Source organism: Mesorhizobium sp. M0306 (genome assembly GCF_040321655.1).
In the GTDB taxonomy this organism is placed as follows: domain Bacteria; phylum Pseudomonadota; class Alphaproteobacteria; order Rhizobiales; family Rhizobiaceae; genus Mesorhizobium.
Map to the genome: position 1 here is coordinate 1 of NZ_JAMYRY010000055.1, position 14,004 is coordinate 14,004.

Consider the following 14,004-nt stretch of genomic DNA (forward strand, 5'->3'; position numbering starts at 1 on the left):
TGCGGACCATGTCGGCGCTGGATGGCTTCGTAACGGCGGCGGTCACCGGACCGCGGTTCCCGGATCCGCAAGACTGGATGTGCCCCCTCATGGGGTTGCGGCGCGACGTCCTGGCCAAAGGCTCTGCAACCGATCACGCCGTGTTTGCCAGCGTCGCCAGGATCCACAACCAGATCAACGAGACGCTCTTCGACAAACCGCAGGGTTATGCGCCCCGATTCGCCACCAAGCCCAGGGGCGGCATCGACGCCCGGCCGTGGTGCCAGGGGTTCTACGGCCATGAATCTCAACATCAAAAAATGGAAACGGCTGCTCGACCTCAACAACCCCCATCACGGCCTGCTGCTGCCGATCCTGATCTACTGCGTCGACAAAAAGGGGAGGCCCGTCCTCGGCAAGCCCAGGCCAGGACCCGAGACCGCGCACTTCATCGAGCACGAGGCGTACAAAGACATCGCCCTCGTCATCCCCGCTCTGCGCGAACTCCACTACGTCACCCATTATGACTCGGAGTGATCGGCGCCGGCGCGCCGACGAACGAGAGACTAACCATCAAGGCGATTTCGGGAAAGGTGCCTTGGCGCACCGCTTACCTTTCAACTCGCCTCTGCTCAGTCTAATTTCTCGATTGGTCATGGCACTTATATTACCCTTCCACGGGAATCGGTGATCGCAACGTCACCAGCGTGCCATGGCCGCCTCGCCTCAAGGCACGGGCTGGTCTCTCTCCAGAGCTTTTTGCAGAACCTTCAGGACACTATCCAGATGTGCGAGTCTATCGATGAGAAGCTCGCTTTCGCGACGACGTGGCGGTGATACATAGCCCATCCCCGGATGACAGGGTTCAGGTTCTGTATCAATACCTCCTGCGTGACGCTCGCATTGCCTTGGTGATTTCCCTGACGTTGTCGAGGAGTGCTTTAACACTCTTCCTTGCCGGCTTGATCAATAGTTTGTCGTCGTACTTGTGTACGTTTCTGGCCAAGGAAATCGAATCCCTCCGCGATGTTCGTGATCCGGGTCTTCCCTCTGAGAGTTCCAGACCTCGGGTGGCCAGGAACTGCCTGACCGCCGGAAGGACTTTGAATTCGAGCACATCGTTCGATGCGCCGGTCACCACAAAGTCATCGGCATAGCGGATGACGTTGAGCTGGGCGTTGCTGCGCGCGAGTTTCGACGATCCCACGCATGCGTAGACTGCCGCCTCCAGCCCCAACGCCATGTTTGCGATCACCGGCGAGATAATGCCCCTTGCGGGGTGCCCGCCGACGTCTCAAACAAAGTTCCCTCTGCTCGATGGCCTCGGCAGTCGAGCGTTCCGGCCGGAACCCATAGGAATTCGGGTCCGCCAGTGTCTCTGCCACCTGGTCCAGAGCGAGCTTCCATAACGCCTGCATCGGCTGGCACCGCATACAGGGAATTCCCAGCGGACGCTTCTTGCCGTTACTCTTGGGAATGTAAACTCGTCGCAACGGCATCGCGCGATAACCCGCGATGTCGAAGTGACATCATCCCGTTCCATCTGGCCGGCGGGGATAACCATATCTTACCGTCCACCCCCCGGCGTTCTCTTACCGCGATCGCAAGCTTTGTCGCGAAAAGAGAGGAAAGATACGAAATCGCAAGGCGGTGTAGACCGCGGATGCCATAGTCACTTACAGTCGGATGAACCCGATGCCATTTTCAATTGCGATATTTGTCCCGAACGGTTCTGAAAGCCTTTGCAGGCGCGTAAGGATGGACTCTGCCTTCCGCGCTGGTGCCAAGCTTGGCACCCCACGCTGAGCCAGTCTTTTTGAGTGACCAAGTTCCACTGGGAAGAGCCTAAGCTCCGCTAGCTTATTTCCCTTGAATCTGCTCATCGTGATGACACTCTCGTAAAATATTGGATCAGAAAACCCTGGGGCGGTTTCATATCCTTCTGTCATCTCTGCGGCCGTTACTTCCGCCTCTGTGTGTAGTCGTGGATCTTTTCCATAGATGTCAAACATATCAGCGCCGATCGGTGATCGAAGGTCATCGATCATGAAATTCGCCAGGCTGTAGAAGATTGGCCTATTCTTATAGATCTCAATGCCCCTTAGCTGGTGCGGCCCGTGCGCGACATAAGCGTCAGCGCCAGCGTCGATCGCAGAATGGGCAAAGGATTGTTCGTAGTCACCAGGCTCCTGACTCCAGTTGCCGGGTTCGTGGCCATGGTTGGCAATGATGCAAAAGTCGGAATATTGCTTTCCGCGCCGGACATTACGCAGGATGTTTGTCATGTCGTTGGAATTAGGTACGAAGCTAAAACCCGGCTCTCTCCCTACTTTATAGATGGTCTCAGCCAGGATAATCTGATCTGGGCCTTCATCAGAGACCTTGAACCCAGGCAAAGCATTGCGGACCCGCCTCAAGTCCTCGAGCATCTCTGGTGAGACTAAAATATGGCGGGTTAGGCGGAGGGCGTTAATGCCCGGCCTTCCTGGAGCTTCTGCTGCGGGATCGGCTGCTCGCGATTGCGGAGTGAACGTTGTAGCACATGAAACTAAACCCACGCGGCCTCGGGGTGTCTCAAGGAAGCGCGCTGCTGCGGCCTGTGCGAGGTTCTCCCCTGATCCTGCATTTACAATCCCATTTTGATCTAACACTCGGCATGTCTCGCGCATTCCCTCAATGCCCCAGTCAAACGTATGATTGTTTGCGAAGCTGAGCAGATTGAATCCCATCTGCTTGAGATCTGGGCCAAGCGCTGGAAGACTAGCATGATAGGCACCACCGAACTCTGCTTGTGGACTTCCTTTGAACGAGCGGATGTCGAAGATGCTGGTCTCCATGTTGCCGAGCGTGACGTCGCCTTCACGAAGAATCTCGATGATCGCGCCAAAGCCGGGATGGTGACCACTAGTCAGCGCTCGCGACACGATGAGGTCGCCAACGGCTACCATCGTAAAGCCCTCCGCAACGTTCGTCGCGATCGAACCGACCGTATCGTAGTTGTCTTCCCGATGGTCAGAACCCTCCGCGTGTAAATGATTTTCCATAGGGTCCTCCTTTATCCTTTTCCATTTGCGGCACTCGGAACGATGTTCCGATCGCGTCAGCAGTCGAGATGTTGGGTAGGAGTGAGAGAGTCTCTGGCTATGTCACAGGGATAACCCAAGAATTGGCCGTCGCAGCCCGCGATGTCGGGATGCGGGCCGCCGGAGCGCGCACATGGCAGGCCACGATGCGCCCGTCTGCCGTCGGCACCAAAGGCGGCACTTCGATGCGGCAACGCTCAACCGCGAGCGGGCAGCGCGGATGAAACGCGCACCCGCTGGGCGGATTGATCGGGCTTGGCACCTCGCCCTCGACGGGCGCCTCCAGCCGAAACCGCGTCGGATCCGGAACCGGAGCGGCCGCAATCAGCGCCTCGGTATAAGGATGGACCGCTTTGGCGAACAGCGCCTCGCTCGGGGCGAGCTCCACGATCCGCCCCAAATACATGACCGCAACGCGATGCGCGATATGCTCCACGACGCCGAGGTCATGCGAGATGAAGACGAAGGCGATGCCCACCTGTTGTTGCAGATCCAGAAGCAGGTTCAAGATCTGTGCCTGCACGGACACGTCAAGGGCTGAGACGGCCTCATCGGCGATGATGAGAGAGGGGTTGAGCGACAGAGCGCGGGCAATACCGAGCCGCTGGCGCTGACCGCCCGACAATTCGGACGGCAGCCTGTGCATCATTTCGGGCGACATTCCGACTTTTCGGAGAAGGTCCGCGGCGAGTGCCTGGCGCTGCTTCCGGCTGAGACGCTCGAAATTCTCCACGGGCTCGGTGATGATCTGTCCGGCCGTGAAACGTGGGTTCAGCGACGAGTAGGGATCCTGAAAGACCATCTGCATCCGACGGCGCCACGCGTGAAGCGCGTTCTTCTTGAGGCGCGCAATGTCGATCCCGTCGATCAGTACGCGCCCGCCTGTCGGCTCGACGAGCCGCATCAAGAGCCGCGCCAGGGTGGACTTGCCGCAGCCGGATTCCCCGACGATGCAAAGTGTCTCGCCCGCCTCGACGGTAAAGGATACATCCTCCACCGCCCGGATCACCGGAATTGTCTTCTTCAGGAATCCGGCGCCGAGCGGATAATGCTTGGTCAGGTTCTCGACTTTCAGCAAAGGACTACTCATGTGCCCATCACCTCTTCCGCGCGCCAACAAGCTGCGGCGTGGCCCGCGCTAACATCTCGTAGGATGGGTGTCTTCTCGCGGCAAATATCGATCGCGAACGGGCAGCGAGGCGCAAAGCTGCAGCCCACAATGGGCTCGCGCAGACTTGGCACGATCCCGGGAATTTCTGGAAGACGGCGCTGGCGGCCGCGCCGCGGATCCGGCACCGATCGCATGAGGCCATGGGTGTAGGGGTGCGCGGGACGCGCGAACAGATCAGTAACGTTCGCTTGTTCTACGATACGGCCGGCATACATGACGATTACGCGTTGGCATGTCTCTGCTACAACGCCCAGATCATGTGTGATTAACATGACGGCCGTTCCCGTGCGCTCTTTCAGATCGACGATGAGCCGCAGGATCTGCGCCTGTATAGTAACGTCAAGCGCAGTCGTTGGCTCGTCGGCGATCAATAGTTCCGGTGAGCAGGCGAGAGCCATGGCGATCATAGCGCGCTGGCGCATGCCGCCCGACATTTCGTGAGGATAGTTGCTGACGCGCCGTTCCGGATCCGCGATTCGGACGAGACGGAGCATCTCTTCGGCCTTTGCCATGGCCTCTGAGCGGGACGCATTTGTGTGAATCTGGAACGCCTCCGCGATCTGCCGGCCGACCGTATAGACCGGGTTCAGGCTCGTCATCGGCTCCTGGAAGATCATGGCGACCCGATTCCCGCGGATCTGTCGCATCTCCCGATCGGACAGCTCAAGCAAGTCGCCTCCCTGGAAGCGGACCTCGCCGACCGTCCTGGCGGTCAGCTTCGGCAGCAGTCGAAGGATCGAGAGGGCAGTGACGCTCTTCCCGCATCCCGATTCACCGACGACACCGAGCGTTTCGCCTTTTTTGACCTGAAAGCTGATGCCGCCCAATGCGCGCGTGACGCTTTCCTCGCCATAAAAATGGGTCTCGAGGTCTTGGACATCGAGAAGCACGTCAATGCCCTCCGTCGTATGCATCTGCATGCTAGCGTCTCCGCTTTGAGCGGGGATCGAACATGTCGCGCAGGCCGTCGCCGAGAAGGTTGACGGCAAGGACTGTGACGGCAAGGCAGATACCGGGGGCGAAGATCGTCATTGGAGCCATGGCGAGATACAGGCGGGAACTGGCAATCATGTTGCCCCAGCTTGGAATCTCGGGCGGCACGCCCACGCCGAGGAAGCTCAGCCCCGCCTCCGTCAGGATCGCACTGGCGCAGACAGTAGCGCTCTGGACCATGAGCGGCGGAATGGTGCTCGGCAGGATATGCCGGCATAGCACCTTGGGCAGGCGCGCCCCGCCGCAGAGCGCGGCCTCCACATAGGGACGCTCGCGAACACCCAGAACCACTGAACGAACCAGCCGCGCGACGGCCGGCGTCTCGGGGATCGCGATGGCGACGATGAGGATCCCGATGCCGGGGCCTGTCAGGGAAATAAGGGCAATGGCAAGCAGAATCGTCGGGATCGACATCAGGCCGTCCATGACCCGCATTACGACGTTGTCGAAGCTGCGGCTGTAGCCGGCGATGACGCCGATCAGGAGCCCGCCCAGAGCCGCGCACACGGCCGACATCAATCCGACCATGAGAGAGATGCGGGCGCCGAAGATCGATCGCGCAAACACGTCGCGGCCCAAATTATCGCTTCCGAACCACATCTCAGCCGAAGACGGCTGGAGTCGCTTGAATGGATCCATGTTCACCGGATCGCCGGCGTAAAGCGGGGCGGCGAGCGCCAGAATGATCAGGAGCACTAGGAGACCGCCGCCGATCAGGACTAGCGGATGCCGCCTTGCCAGACGGGGCTGCAGCCGACCCATCGGCACGGCTTCAACAGGTGCGGAGAGGAGGGTCATATCAGTACCGGATGCGGGGATCGATCAGCGTGTAGGCAAGATCGACCATGAGGTTGATAAGGACGTACAGACCCGAAGTCAGGATGAGCACGCTCTGAATGATTGGATAGTCGCGGTTGCTGATTGCATCAACGACCAGACGACCGATACCGGGTATGTTGAACACCGTTTCCGTGAGGACGACTCCGCCGATCAGATAGGCAAAGCTTATGCCGATGACGGTCAGGATCGGGACGCCGGCATTCTTCAAGGCATGGTGGAAAAGCATGGCATAGGACGAAGCGCCCTTGGCAGCGGCCGTTCGCATATAGTCTTCCGACAGGACCTCGAGCATGCTCGCCCGCGTAACCCGGGCTATGAATGCAATGTAGGCAAGACTAAGAGCCACGGTGGGCAGGATCAGGTGACTAAACCAAGGCCCGAGGCCATCATCGATCGGCACATAGCCCTGCACCGGTAGCCAGTGTGCCCTGATGGCAAAGAAGTATATGAGAAAAAAGCCGATGACAAAGACGGGGACGGAATAACCAACTGCCGAAAAGGCCGCGAGCAGGCGGTCGACAAGACCGCCAGATCGCCACGCGGCAAGAATGCCGAAGGAGACGCCGACCGTCACCGAAAGGATCATCGTCAGGATCGAAAGGGTAAGGGTCGGTTCAAGCCGCTGCGAGATGAGCTCGAGAACCGGTCGTCCGGAAAAGATCGAGATGCCGAAATTGCCGCCGAGCATGTCCCGCACCCAACGTATGAACTGAACCGACATAGGATCGTTCAGGCCCAGCTGCTCGCGGATACCGGCGATCATCTCCGCCGTGGCCGTGTCGCCAGCAATCATGGCTGCCGGGTCGCTCGGCGCCAGCCGGAGAAGCAGGAAGATGAAGATCCCGACCATCGCCATGACGGCGATGGTCGAAACCATCCTGCGCAGGATGTAACCGGTCATTGGACCCTCAGACCTTTTGCATGTTCCACATCGGGACGATCGTCGGCATGCCGATGAGGCCGGTAAGCGTCTTGCGGCGCGCGACTGGCGAGAAAAACTGACCCAGCCTGAGGTCGCCGACGAAGTCCCACCATATGCGTTGCATCTTGCGAGCCAGCGCCTTGCGCTCTTCGAGGGTTCCGACGTCTGCCCATTGGGCGCGAAGAGCCTCATACTCGTCGTTCGTCGGCCAGCCGTACCAGCCCTTGTCCCCATTCGCGGCTAGGGTGACTTGGCCAACCGGATCGCCGAAGACAAAATCCGAATCGCTCGTGATGAAGAGGCTCCAACCGCCGTTCTCGATGGGCCCCTTGTTCGCCCGGCGCGCGACAATCCCGCCCCAGTCGCTCGGCGCGAGTTCGGCATTGACCCCAATCTTCCGCAGCGCGGCCGCCAGAATCTGCGAAGCATTGGAGAACGTCGCCACGTTCGTGGGCTGAAGAATGACGACCTTCTCGCCAGCATATCCCGCCTCCTTGAACAGTTGCTTCGCCCTTTCTGGATCGCCGCCCTTCTTGTACCACCCCGTATTTTCGTCGTTGGAATAGAGCGTGCCGTTTCCAAAGATCGAAGTGACGGTTTGAAAGTATTGTGGATCACCGAACGCGGCCCGCAGGATCGACTCTTGATCGATCAGGTGAAGCATGGCCTGGCGCGCCTTCACGTTATCGAACGGCTTCTGCAGAAAATTTACGCGCAGGTACATGTCCTCGCCTGCCTTGTCGAGGACCTGGAGTTCAAGGCTGGGATCGCTCTCTATCATCGGCAAAAGATCGATGGATGGCTGCTCAAAGTAATCGATTTCACCCGATTGCAACGCCGCGATCGCAGTCTGCTCGTCGGCGATATTGTCCCAGATAACACGATCGACCTTGGCGATCTTGCCTCCTGCCAACCCATCGGGGGCCTCGCTGCGAGGTACATATTGATCATTGCGGTCGTAGGTGAAGCTCGCGCCCGGCTTGGCGAGAGCTTCATTGAACTTGAACGGCCCCGAGCCGATATTCGCGGTCACCTGCTCCGTTGCCGGGCCACTCGCGTCCTTCTCGCGCATGATAAACAGACACGGCGTCGAAACTGTTGCAAGGATATCACTCAGAAGCCCCAGCCGCTCCTTGAGTGTGACCGTGAAGGTTTTGTCGTCCTTCTTCGAAATATCCTTGGCCCGATCCATGAGCAGTTGTCCGCCGGGAGCCACCTGGCCCCACCGACGGATCGAGGCGACACAGTCCGCCGCGGTGACGGGGGAGCCGTCGTGCCAGCCCAGACCATCCCGAAGTTCGAACGTGTAGGTCTTCTTGTCGTTGGAGACGTCCCACTTCCCCACCATTTGCGGCTGCGGCATGAGCTTGGAGTCGAGCGAGAACAGTGTGTCGTAAATCGCCGCGCCATGGTCGGCGGTGATGAGCGCGGCCGAGAAAATCGGATCGAAGACGCGGAGGTCCCCACCCTTCACCATGCGGACGGTCCGCGCGGCGGTTGGCGCTGCCTGTGCCCGCGCGGCCGACGGCATCGAGAGAGCCGTTCCGGCGGCCAGACCCATCTTGACGAGGTCGCGTCGAGAGATTCTCATATTTAAGCTCCCCTTGCTGGTTTATCGTCCGTGTTGCGGTTGCCTGCGACTATCAAGGATTCTATTATAGTGTCGCGGTTGGTCTGCGACTATCAAGGATTCTATTATAGTTTTTTGCCGCATTCCGTCAGTTTTGCTGCACTTTTTGAGGAAATGCATCGTTTTGGTTGCCAGTTCCGCAGGATGCTCCCAGATCGATCAAATGCGGTAGGAGAGGAAGCCCAGCGCCTCGTCGACATCGCCGCCAGGTTTGGCACGCCATCGGTTGTGGCGGCCGATCCGTCTCTCGACCGGTTCCTGTCGGGCCTGCGGATGGCTTGGAAGGAGGGTGAAATTCGCCCAACCGCGCAAGCCAAGCCGAAGCAGAAACGGGGCCGGGCAATATCCTGATCTGCTGCTGCGCACAGATTTGGCGAAAGGAAAAGGCGCATGCAATGGTGTTCGGCGCGATGCAGTTCGAGCCGGCAATCTAGCCGATGACGAAATGATCCGGATCTGAGTCGTGGGACATTATGATGGGGGACGGACCATGTCGGTCGGGAGCATTCTACGGGCAATGCGGCGTCTCATCCTGATGTCGCGCCATACGCTCACCGAGCGCGGCCTCGCGTGGGCGGTCGGCATCCCGTTCAAGCCGAAGGTCTATCCCGCCGGCGTGGCGATGATCTTCCCAGTCTCGGGGCGCGGCCGGCCGCACCAACACCACATCCCCGATACGAAGTCGATGACCGCGCAGGCGATGCTGGAGACAGCTCAGTGGCGGACGGTCAGTTGGCGGCGTGGCACCAAAAGGTCGGCTCTCAGCACGCTTCGCCGCTGTCCGTGTTCGGGTCGCAGACGGGCCGCCCCAGCGGATCCACGACATGGGCGCCCAGCACCTGCCCGGCGAGGAGGTCTGGGTCATTGGCGAGCATCGCTCAACTGGCGAGCGCAAATATTATCTCTCAACCTTCCCGCCGAGACCTCGCTCAAGCACCTCGCCGGCGCAATCAAGGCTCGTTGGGTCTGCGAACAGGTCCATCAGCAGCTGAAAGAGGAACTTGGCCTCGACCACTTCGAAGGACGCTCATGGACAGGTCTTCACCGGCACGCACTGATGACCACGATCGCCTATGCCTTCCTCCAATCCCGCCGCCTCAAACAAGCCAAAGGGGGAAAAGAATCCTCGGCCCTCCACCGCATCCAAGCCTTCCGGCCATGCGCCAGGTCCATCCTCAACGCTCTCGCACAGCCGCCGCAAACACGGAGTCCGCACTGCCGCAGATGCATATCAGTTAAAAATCTGCCAAAGTAAGTGCTAGATTGAGAGTTTATTTCCTCCACCATTGGATGGATATTTTCACAACTCTATAATTCCCAATTCTACTGCTTTTATCGAGGCGACCGTTCTACTGCCAACATCTAACTTTCGCATCACGTTTTTAATATGAAAATTCACCGTATTAACTGAAAGGCATAAAATCTTTCCTATTTCCCACGACGATTTACCTCTCGCGACCCACAAAATACACTCCTTCTCTCTCAGAGACATTTTAGGGGTTTCCCCGACGGCACTCGAATTCTCCAACTTCGTAACGCTTAGGTGGAAGTGAGCCGCCGCAACCTGCAAGTAAGTGACTGTCTTATTTTGGAATTCACGGTCCCAAGGTCGAGCAAAGCTCATGACCGCAAAGCTGCCATGGGGGCCGCGCAATGGCATACTAATGCCCGATCTTAACCCGAACGTCGCAGCCTCATCGAAAACGCGCCGTTCGTCTTCACTGGTGCTTGCAGCGTTGTACACGTCACTCCATCGAAAGGCGCCCACCCGCTTTCGACTCGTCTTGATGATGGGGTCTATCCTGTCATAGCCCATTTTGAAATATCGCTCCTGCCATTCATCAGGATAGTTCAGCAGGACCGCCGGATCGCGTCGAGCCGACCTTAAGAAGCTTTGGTCGCGCGCAAGAGAGCGATAGGCGAGCCACGGGCAATCACAATTCAAGGCAAAAGCAGATAACAGGTCGAACAACTGCTCCGATTGAGCAACACCATCAGTAAGGTCAAGAAATCGGTCGAACTCGACCGCAAACGCCTCCTTGGCTGCCTTTGGGAAACGCATCGACGAGGCCAAAGAAAATGGGTTCGACATTTTCGGTGCCTGCCCCCGACCTCGAGAGAGCGCAGTTTTCGGCGGGCAGTCCATGGTCTCTCCTCCGCAGCCATTTGCATTGGATGTTATCGGTGCGCAGTTGGATAAGCTGCCGCTGTAAGCCTCCGGGTCTGCGCGCCCTTATCGTTAGACCGACATCGCCAAACCTTTATCACCTTAATGAAGCGCATGATGTTATTTTGAGTTAAGAGTACGTTAGGTGAAATTTACTTAAGTATGAAACGTGTAGCAAATATTTAGTGGATACCGTCTTGACAGTTCATTCGAAATGGTCATTTCGTCTCTCCAGGCTATGCAATTGGCAGGCGCGCCGCCGCTCTGGGTAAAATACATCGAACTCATACCAGTCTCCCATTCGCACGCGCGACTAGACCTCCAGGTCGGCTGATCGATCCCGTATGAACCTCGCCTCACGCTTAGTTTGATTTTGGAGAGGGCGGACAGAAATGAAACGATCGCCATTCTTTTCGCGGTCGTGGTCGAGTCGCTCAGCCATTCGGCTTTCGCCCTCACAGATCCGGGCGGGGCGGATTTCCTGCACCCGGCTCTTCCCGAGGGTAACCCGCGTCATATCGTGCTTGCGCCCAAGTTCGAGTGATGCGCGGAGTTGGCAGGGGGAAGCGCGCCGTCAGGATCTCGAACTCCGACCAGCCCATGCGCCGGCTTTTCTGGCTGCGCCGTCTCAGACAACGTAGGCATATCCGGCGCATTTGCCGATGGAATCCGCTGAGCGCTGGGTAGTTGTGCGGCCTGCCGTAGTAGCCGTAGTGTCCACGCAGAACGGCGGCGAACCAACTGTGCTGCGCAGCCATTGGCGCGTGCATGAGCCGCTAGGCATCCTGGCGCAGCGCCGTCAACTTGCGCGTCAGGCGTTTCCCTTCCGTCTTGTGCTTCACGATGAACCGGCCATCCCGGGTCCGCCCGCAGTAGTGCCGCAGTAGTGGGTGAAGCCCAGAAAGGCGAAGGTCTCGGGTCGCCGCTCGCCACGCCGCTGTCGTGAGAGGGCCGCGAACCGCCCAAACTCGATCAACCGCGTCTTGGATTGTCAGGCCAAAGCCGGCCAGCCGCGCCTTGAGGGCTAACAACATCTCCTCTGCATCGGACTTCTTCTCGAAGCCCATGACGAAGTCGTCAGCGTAACGCACGATCACAACGCGACCGTGTACATGGCGACCGACGCCATTGGTGGGCCCAGAGATCGAGGATGTAGCGCAGGAACATATTGGCGAGGAGCGGGCTGATGCCCGCCCCTTGCGGGGTACCCCTGTCCGTCTCTTGCTTCTCGTCGCTCTCAAGGACGCCAGCCCGCACCCACAATCCAATGAATCGTAGGATACGAGGATCAGCGATCCTGTGCGCCACCATCCGCAGCAGCCACTCGTGGTCGACCGCGTCGAAGAAGCTGCGAATGTCGGCATCGAGCCCCAGTTCACACGCTGGCTCATGTCGCTGTATGCAGGGCGTTAAACGCCATGTGGGGGCTCCGCCCCGGCCGGAAACCGTAGGAGAACCCCAGGAAGTCGACCTCATAGACAGCACTCAGCACCTCGGCCACCGCGCTTTGACGATCTTATCTTCCAGCGCCGGCACCCCGAGAGGCCGTTTACCGCCATCGGCTTTGGGAGTGTAGACCCGCCGCACCGGCTGTGGCCGGTAGCGACCGGGGTGACCCGTTCGCAGAAATCACGGATGTTATCCGTCAGCCCCTCTTCGCACTTCGCCGTCGACGTGATGCAGCAGGGCCGTGAACCGGGTTTGAGCAGCCTGCTTGGCCGCCGCGTTCACCCGCTCGACGTTCAGCGACAAGGCAACCCGGCTCTGTGTCCGGACCTTGGCCTTGCGCAGGCTCCCCTCAGGCTGGTCCCTTCCCTCCACTCGCCTCGTTTCCTTCGATGGCTTCACGGGTACTATGAACCAGTCCGACTCCCGACCTCAGCTCGGACGGCAGCTCTGGCAGTGCCTTGCTGCTGTCCCCTGCTGGAGACCAATCCAGCGGACCCGGTCGGCCCCTCATGTTCCGATGATTACCTTCCATGCGTGATCCGGATCCGGCCATCGACCCCGACGGAGCGGGCATCGTCTCGCGTAACGACATATTGCCTTCGTGACTAGGGAACACACTCGGCCTCCGCGAACATCCACCTTTCGAGGCTCATTCCCGCACCCCGCATGGCTCCTATCTACACTTCAGACCCCGCGTTGCCGCGACGCCCGCAAGACTCGGTCCCGGCTGCCCGCTACGGCTTTGGCCGGATGGGACTTGCACCCACAAGCAATCATCAGCTTGGCATGACGTACTCCCCCGACGTGGTGTAGCTCGGCGGTAGCGAAGCCGCTCGCGAGCGCGCCCTCAACAGCGCCGTAGCCAGCGAGCGGCTTTGCGGCGGTCATCGATGTTTCCCGGTAAAGGTCGGGTTGCTGACACCAACCTGGTTCGAAGGAACCACCGGTGACCGACGTAGCTAGACATCGTGGCAGTCGCCGCGCAAGGCGAGTTTATTCCCGATGGTGCGATGGAATTGATGACGTGCCGTTCGGGAAAGAGCGGCGGCGTCGCCGGTCGATAATCTTCGGGTAGCGCAGGTACGGCTGCCACCGAACATGCGAGCCTACGGTGGCCTTCAGCTCTATTTCCGGAAGTTGGGCCAACGACCCCGGATGGCGGGAAAAGGCGCGCGCATGCCGGAGCACATCATCTTCCGCACCAGCCTGAATCGCGCTCGCCCGAAATCCGGGCGTCGATGACGCAGGCATCTCGCGGGGCGTTGTGCTGGCCGATGCCGGTTGCGGGAACGCCATCGCCTCCCGCGCCGGCCTGACGGAGATGGGCTTTACTTGTCGTGACGTTGCCCCCAGTTTCTATCCAGTTTTGAGTTCGTTTCCGGGTGGGTTGTGCCCTGCTGGGCGGGTGAAGCGACGGGCGCTGGCGCGGAGCCTTTGGCATCGCGCAGCGCGAGCGACGGTCGCAGATTGAAGGTGGTGGCGAACTCGGCCGGTGTCTGCCAGGCGATTTGGGAATGCGGCCGGGCGGTGTTGTAGTCGGCGCGCCACAGGGCGATGGCGACGCGTGCCTGAGCCAGCGAAGTAAACAGCGTCTCGTTGAGCAGTTCATCGCGCAGTCGGCCGTTGAAGCTCTCGATGAAGCCGTTATCCGGCATGATGTTCTTGGTGCCATCGTTTGTTCGGTACGTCAGGTTCGTTAAGCTTGGCGCATCCGGGCCACGGGGCACCGGGAGCACGCAAGTGCGGGCAGGCCGTCGTATGCAGATGAAC

The 14,004-nt window shown here is 59.4% G+C and carries 14 protein-coding genes and 2 pseudogenes; 4 read left to right on the forward strand and 12 right to left on the reverse strand.

What is annotated here, in order from left to right; translation table 11 throughout:
• Positions 1-8: 8 nt before the first annotated feature.
• Positions 9-215, forward strand: a pseudogene (locus NKI95_RS32940) (UPF0149 family protein); the annotation flags it as partial.
• Between the two features lie 64 nt (positions 216-279).
• Positions 280-516: a hypothetical protein gene (locus NKI95_RS32945; RefSeq protein ID WP_352722028.1), complete on the forward strand. Its 237-nt coding sequence runs from the start codon at positions 280-282 to the stop codon at positions 514-516.
• A gap of 233 nt (positions 517-749) precedes the next feature.
• Here NKI95_RS32945 and NKI95_RS32950 read toward each other — a convergent pair whose 3' ends face one another.
• The 8 genes from NKI95_RS32950 to NKI95_RS32990 all read right to left on the reverse strand — a co-directional run bounded on the left by NKI95_RS32950 (position 750) and on the right by NKI95_RS32990 (position 8,579).
• On the reverse strand, positions 750-860 hold the full coding sequence (locus NKI95_RS32950) for a group II intron maturase-specific domain-containing protein (RefSeq protein ID WP_352722012.1): 111 nt from the start codon (positions 858-860) through the stop codon (positions 750-752).
• Positions 857-1,222, reverse strand: coding sequence for an RNA-dependent RNA polymerase family protein (locus NKI95_RS32955; protein ID WP_352722029.1), 366 nt, complete (start codon positions 1,220-1,222; stop codon positions 857-859). The genes NKI95_RS32950 and NKI95_RS32955 overlap by 4 nt, the downstream gene beginning before the upstream one ends.
• 433 nt (positions 1,223-1,655) lie before the next feature.
• On the reverse strand, positions 1,656-3,023 hold the full coding sequence (locus tag NKI95_RS32965; RefSeq protein ID WP_352722015.1) for a CapA family protein: 1,368 nt from the start codon (positions 3,021-3,023) through the stop codon (positions 1,656-1,658).
• A gap of 97 nt (positions 3,024-3,120) precedes the next feature.
• Positions 3,121-4,152, reverse strand: a complete 1,032-nt coding sequence (locus NKI95_RS32970; RefSeq protein WP_352722025.1) for an ABC transporter ATP-binding protein — start codon at positions 4,150-4,152, stop codon at positions 3,121-3,123.
• On the reverse strand, positions 4,149-5,153 hold the full coding sequence (locus tag NKI95_RS32975; protein ID WP_352722017.1) for an ABC transporter ATP-binding protein: 1,005 nt from the start codon (positions 5,151-5,153) through the stop codon (positions 4,149-4,151). Before NKI95_RS32975 ends, NKI95_RS32970 begins: the two co-directional genes overlap by 4 nt.
• 1 nt (position 5,154) lies before the next feature.
• A complete protein-coding gene (locus NKI95_RS32980; protein ID WP_352722019.1) occupies positions 5,155-6,024 on the reverse strand; it encodes an ABC transporter permease in 870 nt (289 codons plus the stop codon).
• Position 6,025: 1 nt separating this feature from the next.
• A complete protein-coding gene (locus tag NKI95_RS32985) occupies positions 6,026-6,967 on the reverse strand; it encodes an ABC transporter permease (protein ID WP_352722020.1) in 942 nt (313 codons plus the stop codon).
• A 7-nt stretch (positions 6,968-6,974) separates the two neighbouring features.
• Entirely contained in the window at positions 6,975-8,579 is a 1,605-nt protein-coding gene (locus NKI95_RS32990; RefSeq protein WP_352722021.1) for an ABC transporter substrate-binding protein, read from the reverse strand.
• Positions 8,580-8,648: 69 nt separating this feature from the next.
• Here NKI95_RS32990 and NKI95_RS32995 point away from each other — a divergent pair, with 69 nt between their 5' ends.
• Positions 8,649-8,969 carry a hypothetical protein gene (locus tag NKI95_RS32995; protein WP_352722022.1) on the forward strand — a complete coding sequence of 107 codons (321 nt, stop codon included), beginning with the start codon at positions 8,649-8,651 and terminating at the stop codon, positions 8,967-8,969.
• Positions 8,970-9,153: 184 nt separating this feature from the next.
• Complete coding sequence (locus tag NKI95_RS33000) at positions 9,154-9,873, forward strand: transposase (RefSeq protein ID WP_352722026.1); 720 nt, start codon at positions 9,154-9,156, stop codon at positions 9,871-9,873.
• Positions 9,874-9,918: 45 nt separating this feature from the next.
• On the opposite strand, the gene NKI95_RS33005 is transcribed toward NKI95_RS33000, so the two are convergent.
• From NKI95_RS33005 to NKI95_RS33020, 4 genes and pseudogenes are all read right to left on the reverse strand, one after another.
• A complete protein-coding gene (locus NKI95_RS33005) occupies positions 9,919-10,764 on the reverse strand; it encodes a LuxR family transcriptional regulator (protein ID WP_352722023.1) in 846 nt (281 codons plus the stop codon).
• Between the two features lie 797 nt (positions 10,765-11,561).
• Positions 11,562-11,882 carry a hypothetical protein gene (locus NKI95_RS33010; protein ID WP_352722030.1) on the reverse strand — a complete coding sequence of 107 codons (321 nt, stop codon included), beginning with the start codon at positions 11,880-11,882 and terminating at the stop codon, positions 11,562-11,564.
• On the reverse strand, positions 11,863-12,261 hold the full coding sequence (locus tag NKI95_RS33015; protein ID WP_352722024.1) for a reverse transcriptase domain-containing protein: 399 nt from the start codon (positions 12,259-12,261) through the stop codon (positions 11,863-11,865). The genes NKI95_RS33010 and NKI95_RS33015 overlap by 20 nt, the downstream gene beginning before the upstream one ends.
• A 1,329-nt stretch (positions 12,262-13,590) precedes the next feature.
• Positions 13,591-13,880, reverse strand: a pseudogene (locus NKI95_RS33020) (integrase core domain-containing protein); the annotation flags it as partial.
• Positions 13,881-14,004 lie beyond the last annotated feature (124 nt).

Coding starts and splice junctions, on each gene's coding strand:
- NKI95_RS32990 (WP_352722021.1), bottom strand. CDS start 8,579: ATGAGAATCTCTCGACGCGACCTCGTCAAGATGGGTCTGGCCGCCGGA.
- NKI95_RS33000 (WP_352722026.1), top strand. CDS start 9,154: ATGTCGCGCCATACGCTCACCGAGCGCGGCCTCGCGTGGGCGGTCGGC.
- NKI95_RS32980 (WP_352722019.1), bottom strand. CDS start 6,024: ATGACCCTCCTCTCCGCACCTGTTGAAGCCGTGCCGATGGGTCGGCTG.
- NKI95_RS32955 (WP_352722029.1), bottom strand. CDS start 1,222: ATGGCGTTGGGGCTGGAGGCGGCAGTCTACGCATGCGTGGGATCGTCG.
- NKI95_RS33015 (WP_352722024.1), bottom strand. CDS start 12,261: ATGAGGTCGACTTCCTGGGGTTCTCCTACGGTTTCCGGCCGGGGCGGA.
- NKI95_RS32970 (WP_352722025.1), bottom strand. CDS start 4,152: ATGAGTAGTCCTTTGCTGAAAGTCGAGAACCTGACCAAGCATTATCCG.
- NKI95_RS33005 (WP_352722023.1), bottom strand. CDS start 10,764: ATGGACTGCCCGCCGAAAACTGCGCTCTCTCGAGGTCGGGGGCAGGCA.
- NKI95_RS32965 (WP_352722015.1), bottom strand. CDS start 3,023: ATGGAAAATCATTTACACGCGGAGGGTTCTGACCATCGGGAAGACAAC.
- NKI95_RS32975 (WP_352722017.1), bottom strand. CDS start 5,153: ATGCAGATGCATACGACGGAGGGCATTGACGTGCTTCTCGATGTCCAA.
- NKI95_RS32985 (WP_352722020.1), bottom strand. CDS start 6,967: ATGACCGGTTACATCCTGCGCAGGATGGTTTCGACCATCGCCGTCATG.
- NKI95_RS32945 (WP_352722028.1), top strand. CDS start 280: ATGAATCTCAACATCAAAAAATGGAAACGGCTGCTCGACCTCAACAAC.